This is a genomic window from Tsuneonella sp. HG222 (genome assembly GCF_053819185.1).
The window spans coordinates 2,278,011-2,288,361 of sequence record NZ_JBSOQZ010000001.1; the positions used below are offsets into that span (position 1 = coordinate 2,278,011).

The 10,351-nt window shown below is 66.1% G+C and carries 7 protein-coding genes; 1 reads left to right on the forward strand and 6 read right to left on the reverse strand.

Annotated features, from left to right (window positions below; genetic code table 11):
* The first annotated feature begins 126 nt into the window (after positions 1 to 126).
* On the forward strand, positions 127 to 1,122 hold the full coding sequence (locus ACWPMZ_RS11480) for a transglutaminase-like cysteine peptidase (protein ID WP_455704137.1): 996 nt from the start codon (positions 127 to 129) through the stop codon (positions 1,120 to 1,122).
* Here the strand turns inward: ACWPMZ_RS11480 and ACWPMZ_RS11485 are convergent.
* The 6 genes from ACWPMZ_RS11485 to ACWPMZ_RS11510 all read right to left on the reverse strand — a co-directional run.
* On the reverse strand, positions 1,068 to 2,333 hold the full coding sequence (locus ACWPMZ_RS11485; protein ID WP_455704138.1) for an HlyD family type I secretion periplasmic adaptor subunit: 1,266 nt from the start codon (positions 2,331 to 2,333) through the stop codon (positions 1,068 to 1,070). The two genes, ACWPMZ_RS11480 and ACWPMZ_RS11485, sit on opposite strands and share 55 nt — an antisense overlap.
* On the reverse strand, positions 2,330 to 3,352 hold the full coding sequence (locus ACWPMZ_RS11490) for a cell wall hydrolase (RefSeq protein ID WP_455704139.1): 1,023 nt from the start codon (positions 3,350 to 3,352) through the stop codon (positions 2,330 to 2,332). Before ACWPMZ_RS11490 ends, ACWPMZ_RS11485 begins: the two co-directional genes overlap by 4 nt.
* Positions 3,349 to 5,448, reverse strand: coding sequence for a type I secretion system permease/ATPase (locus ACWPMZ_RS11495; protein ID WP_455704140.1), 2,100 nt, complete (start codon positions 5,446 to 5,448; stop codon positions 3,349 to 3,351). The genes ACWPMZ_RS11490 and ACWPMZ_RS11495 overlap by 4 nt, the downstream gene beginning before the upstream one ends.
* Before the next feature lie 62 nt (positions 5,449 to 5,510).
* A complete protein-coding gene (locus ACWPMZ_RS11500; RefSeq protein WP_455704141.1) occupies positions 5,511 to 6,908 on the reverse strand; it encodes a TolC family protein in 1,398 nt (465 codons plus the stop codon).
* 17 nt (positions 6,909 to 6,925) lie between these two features.
* On the reverse strand, positions 6,926 to 7,660 hold the full coding sequence (locus tag ACWPMZ_RS11505) for an OmpA family protein (RefSeq protein WP_455704142.1): 735 nt from the start codon (positions 7,658 to 7,660) through the stop codon (positions 6,926 to 6,928).
* A 20-nt stretch (positions 7,661 to 7,680) separates the two neighbouring features.
* Positions 7,681 to 10,351, reverse strand: a 2,671-nt coding sequence (locus tag ACWPMZ_RS11510) for a VCBS domain-containing protein (RefSeq protein WP_455704143.1), incomplete at its 5' end; no start/stop codon positions are given.

Sequence of the window (10,351 nt, forward strand, 5' to 3'; positions counted from 1 at the left end):
CAGTCGCACACTGGTTAACGGGGCGGAAACCTTACTTTTTGACCGAACAAAAAGCAAACACTGCGAAATCCTGGTCTCATGCCGGGACGTTTCTCCTTCGCGAAGTTGCCTTCAGGCTTTGCTGCATTGGCCGCGGCCTGTGCGGCGACGAGTGCGCCGGCACAGTCGATCCCCGCATCGCTGTCACTGACGGAAAGAGCGGGCGAGGTCCGGGGTCTCTACGGTTCCTGCGCCGGAACGGCGGCCCTGCTGACGAGTGCGCCCTCGCCCGGCCAGATCGGCAAGTCCGCGGCCATCCTGGGGGGTGCGGTAAGCGCGCTCGACGCAATTCGCCTGCAGCAGATGTCGGGCGGAAGCCTCTACCGTCCGGCGTCCGCGCCGGTGAGCGCAGTCGACTCGGTCGATTCCATCGTGCGGTGCGGCGCGATCGCTTCCAAAAGCCTGCTGCAATCGAGCACGCTGATTTCGCCGATCCTGCCCATCCCCGCGATCCGGCCGGCGGCAAGCACGGTCCCCGCCCCCGAAGCCGCGCAGGACACCCTGTTCGGCCCCAAGGTGCGGATCGGCCAGACGACACTGGACCGTAAATGGAACGCGGCGACCGCCCGCACCTTCAGCCGCAGCAAGATGCGCCGGATGGTCAGGACCACTTCGGGCATGTCGCGTGACGACCTGCTGCAGGAAGTGAACCGCTGGGCCAACCGGACGGTCGCCTACGTGGGCGACGCCCGCACCGACGAATGGACCGACGCTCTTGCCACGGTCCGGCGCGGCCGCGGCGACTGCGAGGACATCGCAATCCTGAAATACCAGGCGCTGATGGCGCTCGGCGCCGATGCCGACGAGGTGTTCTTCACTGTCGCCTATGACCGGGTGCGGCGTATCGACCACGCGTTCGTGGTCGTGAAGACGGACGCCGGGTATCGCGTGCTCGATTCAGGGACCGACGAATTGCTCGATGAAACCGCGGGCCGCGATTACGTACCCATCTACAGCTTCAATTCCCGGGGCAAATGGCTGCACGGTCAGTCTGTCCCGACGCCGGCCATACCGCCCACACAATTGGCCTATCTTTCGGTCAGCGAGGATTCCAGCGCGCGGTTGATCGGCTTGAAGAGGTAGGAAAAGATACTCTTCTTGCCCGTGATGATCTCCACGTCGCAGATCATTCCCGGGACGATGGGAAAGCGCCTGCCGCCCTTGGCGATATACGCCCGGTCGGTCTGCACCAGCACCACATAGTAGGGCTGCCGCTCTACCTCGTCGTAGATGCTGTCGGCTGAAATCTGCTCCACCCTGCCGCTGAGCCCGCCGTAGGTCGAGAAGTCGTAGGCGGTGACCTTGACCGTCGCCCGGTCGCCGACCTTGATGAAGGCGATGTCGCGCGGGGTCACCTTGGCCTCGATCAGCAGTTTGTCGCCCACCGGGATGACCTGCATGATCTTCTCGCCGGGGTTCACGAAGCCCCCGACGGTCGTGACCTGCACGTCGTTGACGATGCCGTCCGCCGGGGCCCGCAGTTCGTTGCGCAGCTTGCGGGCCTGAGCCCCGCGGATCGTTTCCTGGTTGACCGCGATGCGCGTGGTGACCTCGCTACGCTCGTTCAGCGCCTGCTGGCGAAAGTCGAGGCGGGCGGAGTTGAAGTCGGCCTGGGCCTCCCCAATCGAGGCCTGGGCCCGGCCAACCGCCTGCCGGGCCGCCGCCAGGCGACCCTGGGTATCGACGAGGTCGCGCTGCGCCTGGATCAGTTCGGTTTGCGGGACGATGTTCTGACGCGCCAACGGCTCGATCATGCGCACCTGCTCGGCCGCCAGCCGCGCGCTGTCCTGCAGGGCGCTGGCGGTGGCCTGCGCCTCGCTCAGATCCCGTCGGCGCTGCTCGATCGCCGACGAAAGTGCGCTCTGCCGGCTGGCCGCGGTTTCCCGGCGAACTTGCTGCAGGCGCCGCTCCTCGGCACAGACCGACCCTTCCTCGCAGCCGAGTGCACCGCCGACCGCTTCGCCTTCGAGGCGCCGGGCGCGCACGGCCAGCCGCTGGTTCTCGGTTTCGAGCTGGCCCAGTTCGGACGAGGCCTCGGCATCGTCGAGGCGGACCAGCAGGTCGCCCTTCTTGACCGCCTGCCCGCTGCGCACGAGGATCTCGGACACGATGGCGGCGTCCGCCGGCTGCACGATCTGCGCCTTGCTGGACGGGATCACCTTGCCGACCCCACGCGTGACTTCGTCGACCTGGGCGAAGTTGGCCCAGACCAGCATGACGAACAGGCCGACCGCCGAAATGACGATGAGCTTGCGATCCGCGTCCATCGCCTGGAACCGCTCGCGCCAGGTCATGAGCCAGCCCCTTCAGCGGCGGCGGCATCCGCGCGTTGCTGGGCGACGAGCGAATCGAGACTGCTGCTCGCGCGGACGGGGTCGGGGATCGTCAGGCGCCAGGTCTTGGCCGGGTCGAGCCGTCCGCCGATGTCATGGTCCGCGTGACGATCGGTGATCGCGGCAGGAACGTGCCCGCGCAATTCGGCAACGACCTGCTCTCCGCCTTCGGTCTCGGCGCCATCGATCCGGCTTTCCAACCAGTCGCGGCCAATGAGCGGCAGGGCTTCATTACCATTCCAGCGTCCGTTGAGGACCCCTGCCCCGCCATAGCGATTGGGGAAACGATAGAAGATATGCGCGCCGATCTGGTCGATCTTGGCCAGCGTGAAGGCCCAGCGAGGCACCACGTAATCGGCGTGGTAATTGGTCGCCGAACCGACCGAGCTCTCGGTCGCGCCCGACAGCGCGGCGGCGGCGACCGCCTGGGATTCGCGCCACATCGGGCCCGCAGCCGTGCGCAGCAGCGACCCGTCGCAGGTGAAGGAGAACTGGCAGACCGGCTTGTTCCACCCTTCGTAGACAACACCGCAGACGGACTTGGGATAGGCCGGATGGCGGACGCGGTTGAGCACCACCTGGGCGACCGCGAGCTTTCCGGCCCTGCTTTCGTTGGCGGCCTCGTAATAGACCGCCTGCGAAAGACATTTGAGCGCTACCGGATAGTTGGCGTCGGTCGGCCGGATGAAGTTGAAGCCGGCCACCCGCTCTAGCGGCAGATTCGTGAACGATATGGCACCGTTGCGCTCGCGCGCCTCGCCGCCGATTGCGACCAGTTCGACCTGCCGGCCCTCGGTCATCACCTCGAGGTTCTTGAGCGACTTGGCGGAAATGGGCAGCGGCTCCATGCCCGACGTGCCCGAGCCGACGAGGATGCCGGTCGAAAAGACCGCGACGGGCAGGAGAGCGAGCGGGCGTGTGACCCTCAGGTGCGAGAGCATCCAGCGCGCAAGTTCGCCGAGTGGCAGGCCGATCCTCATGCCGCGAGCTCCCCGGCCGATCCGGCGAGCAGCTGGGCCTTGGGGCCGTCGGCGACGATCCGGCCCTTGTCGAGCACGATGATCCGGTCGCAGATCGCGAACAGCGCCGGGCGGTGCGTGGCGATCACCAACGTCTGGTCCTTGGCCAGCGATGCGCGCAGCCGGTCGACGAAGAAGCGCTCGGTCTCGCTGTCCATCGCGCCAGTCGGCTCGTCGAGGAAGAGAAGCTGGGCCGGGCTGACGAAGGCCCTCGCCAGCGACAGGAACGACCGTTGGCCGCCCGAAAGGGTGCGCCCCTGGTCACCGATGGCACGATCGAAGCCCTTGGCATCACGCGCCAGGAACGCATCCGCCCCGGAAATCCGCAGCGCCTCGTGAAGCTTCTCGTCGGGCAGCGAGCGATCGGACAGGGTCAGGTTGTCGCGGATCGAGCCGGTGAACAGCGTCGCGTCCTGGCCGACGAAGCGGAATTCGCGCCTGAGATCGTGGGGGCGGAACTGGCGGCTGTCGATGCCGTCCAGCAGGATCGCGCCGGCGGTCGGCTGATAGAGGCCGCACAGCAACCGGCCGAGGGTGGACTTGCCCGATGCGACGCGGCCGATGAGCGCGATGCGCTCGCCCGGCTCGATCTGCAGGTCGATCCCTTCAAGTGATCGGCTTTCGGACTGCGGATAGCTGAAGTCGAGCCCTTCCACCTTGATCCGCGCGGCGCGCGGGATCGCGGGCGGATTCCTCGTTTCGAGGCGGCGCTCGTCATCGCGTTCGAACAGTTCCTCGATCGTGCGGATCGATTCGAGCGCCTGCCGGCCCCGCGTCAGCAGGAAGGCGATCTGGCCGGCCGGAGCGAGCGAGCGGGACGACAGCATCACGATCGCGATGATCGCGCCCATCGTGATCTGGCCCGCAGCGAACAGGTAGTAGCCGCCGATGACCAGCAGTACGGTCGAAATCTGCTGGAAGCTGGTGGCCAGGCCCACCGCGATCGCGGTGATGTTCTTGAGGCGGATCTGCGAATGGCTGCCGATGTCCGCCAGCGCATGCCAGCGGCCAATGGCGGAGACCTCTCCGTTCATGCTCTTGATCGTTTCGCTTCCGGCGATCGCCTCGACCAGGAGGGTCTGTTGCAAGCCGTAATCGGCCTGCATGTCGCGCGCGGCATCGATTACCTTGCGTTGCAGGACGAAGCCTGCCGCCGCCATCACCGCCATCGCGATAACCGGAATGATCGCCAGCCACCCGGCGATGTAGGCGATGAGGCCGATGAAGATGAACAGGAATGCGATGTCGACGATGAGCAAGATCGTGGTCGACGCAAAGAATTCGCGCACGATCGTGTATTCGCTGAAGCGCGAGACCATCCCGCCGGTCGATCCGGTCCGCGCGCTCAGCGGCATCGACAGCATTCGGCCGAAGATTTTCTGCGACAGCCGCATGTCGAGCCGGCGCCCGAGTTCGTCGAGCACGTTCGCCCGCGCGCGCTTGAGGGCGAATTCCAGCGCGAACGCCAACAGGACGCCGATGGCCAGCACCCACAGCGTCTCCGCGGCCTTGTTGGGGATGACGCGGTCGTAGACGTTCATCGAGAACAGCGGCAGCGACAGGGCCAGGAGATTGACGATCAAGGAGCCCAGCAGGATTGGACGCAGCGCCTGCCGTTCCTTGCGCAGTTCCGACCAGAACCAGTGATGGCGACCCTTGGCATGCCACGGGGCGCTCTCCTCGCGCAGCCGGTCCGGATTGCCCGCGACCGACAGCACCGGAGCCGAAACGGTGCCCTTCAGCCGCTCCGCCGGCTCCCATGTCGCCGTGCCGGTTTCCGGAAGCCAGACGAGCATGTCCGTTTCGTTGCGTTCATGGACGACCAGCGGCCCGCGATCCTGGGTCAGGACCAGCAGAGGATAGAGCGAACCCGCCGTCGGCAACTGGGTCTTGGTATGTTTCTCGAAATTGAGCCCGGCCGCCTCCAGCGCCGCCCCCGCCTGGTGAAACGGCAAACGGCCCGCCTCATCCCGCGGAAGCAGGTCGAACTCCGACGGCGAAAGGGCAAAGCCGTAGCGCCGCGCCAGTTCGTCTATGCACGACAGCAGAGGATCCAACGACTTTTCCAGACCAATCATTATGCGGGCTCCGAGGCACGCAGACTTGCGAGGGAAATCCCCTAGTTCGCGTATCGCCTGCGCTGCAACTCCGCCGGAACAGATGGCCCATAATCGAACCGTTCGCGCTCATTCGTTCCCGCTCCGGCTCCCGGCGCAACGTTCAACGCCTCGAGGAACTGGTTGGTCGATGCCAGGATCTGATATTCCGAGAACAACTGCGAAAACCGTGCGGTTTCCAGCTTCACCTGCGTCGAATAGCGGGTGTTCTGCGCATCGAGAACGTCGAGCAGCGAACGCCGACCGACGTTGAACTGGCTGCGATAGGACAAGAGCAGGTCGTCGCTCACCTGCGATTGCCGGGTCAGCGCACTGGTGATGTTGGTCTGGGCCGTCCGCGCCGCCCAGGCGTTCAGGACATCCTCTTCGGATTCGCGCACGACCTGGTGCAGGCGATAGCGGGTTTCGCTGGCTCGGCGGGTCATCTCCTGCACGTTGGCGCGGTTGATGCCGCCGTCGAAGATGTTCCAGCGCAGATAGACGCGGCCCTGGATGTCGTTGGTCTCGCCGCGGAAGCCGTCAATATCGTCGCCAACGCGGCCGATCGCCTCCAGCCCGATGGTCGGCAGCAGATTGCCCTCGGCCGAGGTGACCATCGCATTTGCCGCATCAACGTCGGCCTGCGCTTCCTTGACGCGCGGGTTGTTCGTCCTGGCAAGACCGACCGCCTCGTCCTTGGTGGCCGGGAGCATGGCGGGCAGTGCCGGCGGCACGGCGACCTGGCTGATGTCGAGGCCGGTCAGCCGGCGCAGCGCGTTCTGCGCATTGACCAGATCTTCGCTCGATTCCTCTTGCCGCACCAAGGCGGCCTGCAGGCGCTCTTCGGCCTGCTGGCGATCGGCGATGCTGATCGAGCCTTGTTCCACGCCCGATCCCAGGTCCGTCACCAGAGCCTGATGGAAGGCGACGTTGTCGATCGAAGCGGCGTAGACGCGCTGCTGCAGCAGGACGTCGAGGTACTGGCGAGCAACCTGCAGAGCGACGAATTCCGATCGCTCGACCACGCGGAGCGAGGCACCGTCGACACGCGCGGCCTGGCGCAGCACTTCGCCGCGCCGGCGCCCGAAGTCGATGATCGGCCAGTCGACCTTGGCCTGCGCCTCCAGCGGATAGAGCCAATCGTCGGCAATCCCAAGCGAACGCCGCGTGGCGTTCTCGAGCCGCCGGGCGCCGGCCGAGGCTTCGATGTCGAGCCTGGGCAGGTAAGCGCCGCGCGCCTGTTCGCGTTCGAACTGGATCGCTTCGGTGTTCATCTGCGCCTGAATGATCTCGGGGTTCGAGGTCATCGCCGTCGAGATGGCCTCCTGCAGCGAAATCGTGTCCGATGACTGGGCCAGGGCGGCGGGCGCTGCCGACAGCATCAGGGCTGCCACGCTCAGTCCGATGAGGTTCTTGTTCATGATGGTAACTCCCCGCCCTATTTCGTTGTAATTTCGACGCGGCGGTTCTGCGGATTGCGCACGCCGTCCGCAGTCGGGACCCGCGGCATCGCTTCGCCCACGGCCGATATCTCGAGCGACGAGGCGGCGATCCCGCTCGACGTGAGGACATTCGCGATCGCGTCGGCCCGCTGCCGCGAGAGGCCGATGTTGTATTCGTCGGAACCGGCAAGGTCGGTGTGCCCCGCCACGGCGATGCCCTGCCAACGGCACGTGTTCGCGTTCTGCGTGATGGCCTCCAGTGCGCTGCGCGCGCTTTCCGGCGGAACCGCGGAATCGAACTCGAAGAAAACGAGGACGGGCGTCCGGTCGTCGCAAATGGCCGGCCGGGTGGCGACCGGAGCCGGCGGGATGACCGGCGGCGCCACATCTGCGCGGCGCTGCATCATCATCAGGTCGGATGCGCGGGCGCACTTCGAGATGCTGGTCTGATCCTTGGTCGAGCTCTTGAGGAAGCCGAGCGCGATCCCGCACTGCGCCTTCGCCTCGATTGCCCAGAGATAGCGCGAATCCGCCGCATTGACGAAGCTTGCGTCCGTCGATGCGGCCAAGGCGCGATCGTACCGCGACTGGATCTCGCCGCGCAGGCTGGACAGATCCATCGCCATCAAGGTCGCTGCATCGCCCCCGTCCTGGGCTACCGCCGCCGACGGCTGCGCGAGGCCCAGAATTGCGCCGAGGGCTGCAAGGCCCGTGGCTCCCGTTCTTGTCATCTTCGATCCCCCTTATGTCGCTATGCGGCGTGCGCTTCGACCTGATCCATTGCGATATCGATCGGCTGGAAACCCGGTTCGGGCATCCACGCCGCATGATTTCCGGCCACGTCGCCATCGAGTGCGACTGCTGTCGGGCTGCCGAACGCGTGGTCCGCAGTCGCGCCGGCAAACTTGTCGATCAAGGCGTCCACGGCATTCGATGCCAGTGCTTCGGCGATCGCCGCCTGGGCATCTCCCGTGTTCACCGGCCCGGCACTGGCCGTGTCCTCGTTCGCCGCTTGCGGAGCGCCTTGCAGCGAAAGCAGGTGCTGCATGGCCGCCATCTGCGGAACGTCCCCGAAGGCGAATGCGCTGCCGTTTGCGGCAACGGGCGCTTCCTGAACCGCGTTTGCCTCCAGCGGTGCCTCGGCAGCATGGTATGGCTGCTCCGCCTGGTCCTGCGCGAAACCCGTATCGCTGGCGTCGTGACCACCGGTAGCCGGGGCCTTCACGCCGTCGACGACGGGGTCGTAGCGCTGGAACATGTCCGCGCCCGCCTCCGGTCGACCGGCGTCGCCGTCCGTCGTGATATCGGACACCTGAGCATTCACGGTCACCTGATCGTCCGGCGCTTCGGCCGGGCGCGACGCGGTATAGGGTGCGGCGAGGGCTTGCTCGCCGTTCGCCAGCATGGCCCCTGCGGCCGCCAGCGTCGCGGCCGACATGACCTGGGCGGAGCGCTGCGGGTTGCGGACATCGATGGCGGCGAAGGTCGCATCGGCCACAACCCCGGTGCTGCCGTCGGTGCGCGTGAAGATGGTCGATCCGGCCACCCGCACGTTGCCGTCGGCGGTCACGTAGCTCACACCGTCACCGCGCAGCGATACCGACGCGATCCCCAGTTCGCTCAGCGTGCGGAATTCGCCGGCATTCGACACCCCGTCGCTGTTTGCATCCTGCCACACGCCGAAGCTGGCGAATTCGGTGTCGTTCGCGTCGAGGACTCCATCGCCGTTGCTGTCGTAGCGGGCGGCGAGGCCCTCGAGGTCGGTGGACCCATCGACCGAGAAAACGAACTCGTCAGCGCCGTCGACCTGCCCGTTGGAGTTGCGATCGATGGCGAGGATGCCATCGTCGGAGCCAACCCAGGCCGTGCCTTCGACCGTGCCGTTGCCCGCGTAATCGAAGCGGACACCGGCCGATAGCGGCAGGAACTCGGCGCCGTCGCCGTCGAGGTCGACGACAATCGGCGGAACACCGCTGATGATATCGCCCGGCTGCGGATCGGTAACCGCATCGGTCCCGGCCCCGCCGTTGATCGTATCGTTCCCCGCCCCGCCGGTGATGGTGTCGTTGCCGCCACCGCCGTTGAGGATGTCGTTGCCCGTTCCGCCGTAGATCGTGTCGGGCAGGTCGTCGCCGTTGACGGTGATCGCCGGGTTGCCGGCATCGTCGAACTCGAACCGGAACTGGACCAGGCGAGCCTGCCAGTTGCCGCCGTCGTTATCGAAATAGGTGACCGTCCAGGTATTCCCCGCGGCGGGCGGATTGGCAGTCAGGTACTGCGCCAGCGTGGTCGCCGTGGCATTGCCGGCGGCGTCCAGCAGGTAGACGTTGCTGAACGATACGGTCGCCTGCATCAGGCCGCTAGCCGGATCGTAGAACCAGCTCTGCTCGAATGTCCCTGGCGTGAGATCGTCTTCCACGATGACGAAGCGGTTGGCTCCGATGCGGACTTCGGCCTGCACCTCCTGCTCGCGGTGCGAACCGGCACTCGCGTCGCCGAAAACGCCGGGGTCGCGTTCGCCCGCGGGGATCGGAACGGCATTCGGCTGCTGCTGGAAGTCGGTCTTCACGACGATCTGAGCGATGTTCAGGTTGCCCTGCAGCCCGGCCGCGAAATCGGCGCTCAGCACGAAGCTCTGGACCTGGTCGTTGCCCGAGGTGAGCGGCGAGGCACCGTCGCCGATCTGGACGCTCTGGCCCGGCAACCGCGCCTGCGGAACCTCGTGGATGAACACGGTCTGCGTCAGGGTCGCCGTGCCATCGAACACCGACATGTTGAGCTGCAGGTTCTGCGTATCGGCAATGGCTGCCGTGGGCCGGTACACCAGGTCGTCGATGAAGTTGACGCCGGTCGCACTGTTGTAGAGCACCGTGCCGGCCGTGACCGCGACGTAGGAGCCGAGCCCGGCGTTAAAGTAGAAGACGCCCGCGATGGTGTTTGTCGCGGTGACCAGCAGGTTGTCGCCGTCGATATCCGTCGGAACGATGGCGTTCATCGGATAGCCGTTGGGGAAGGTGAGATTCTGCTGAGCCGGATCGCTCGGCATCCACACGGCGCTGTTCTGCACCGTGGGCGCATCGTTCACCCCTTTGATGGTGATCGAGATCTGCGCAAAGTCGAGGTCGCCGTCCGCGTCCTTCACCGTGTAGGTGAAATAGTCGGTGACGCTTTCCCCGACACCCAGTGCCTGGATGACCGGCAGGGCGTTGTTGGCGGCGTAGGTATAGCTGCCGTTGGCGTTCACGGTCAGTGTGCCGTAGGTTCCGCCGAGCCCGGCGCCCACGGTCCCTGCCGTGCCCGCACCCGCTGCCTCGGTTCCGGTCCGGATGGCCGTGACCGTGCCGGGAATGTCGGCGCCGATGTCGTCGTTGGAAACGACATTGCCGGCGATGCTCGCCGCATCTTCGTCGACGGAAGCGACA

Coding starts and splice junctions, on each gene's coding strand:
- ACWPMZ_RS11485 (WP_455704138.1), bottom strand. CDS start 2,333: ATGACCTGGCGCGAGCGGTTCCAGGCGATGGACGCGGATCGCAAGCTC.
- ACWPMZ_RS11490 (WP_455704139.1), bottom strand. CDS start 3,352: ATGAGGATCGGCCTGCCACTCGGCGAACTTGCGCGCTGGATGCTCTCG.
- ACWPMZ_RS11500 (WP_455704141.1), bottom strand. CDS start 6,908: ATGAACAAGAACCTCATCGGACTGAGCGTGGCAGCCCTGATGCTGTCG.
- ACWPMZ_RS11505 (WP_455704142.1), bottom strand. CDS start 7,660: ATGACAAGAACGGGAGCCACGGGCCTTGCAGCCCTCGGCGCAATTCTG.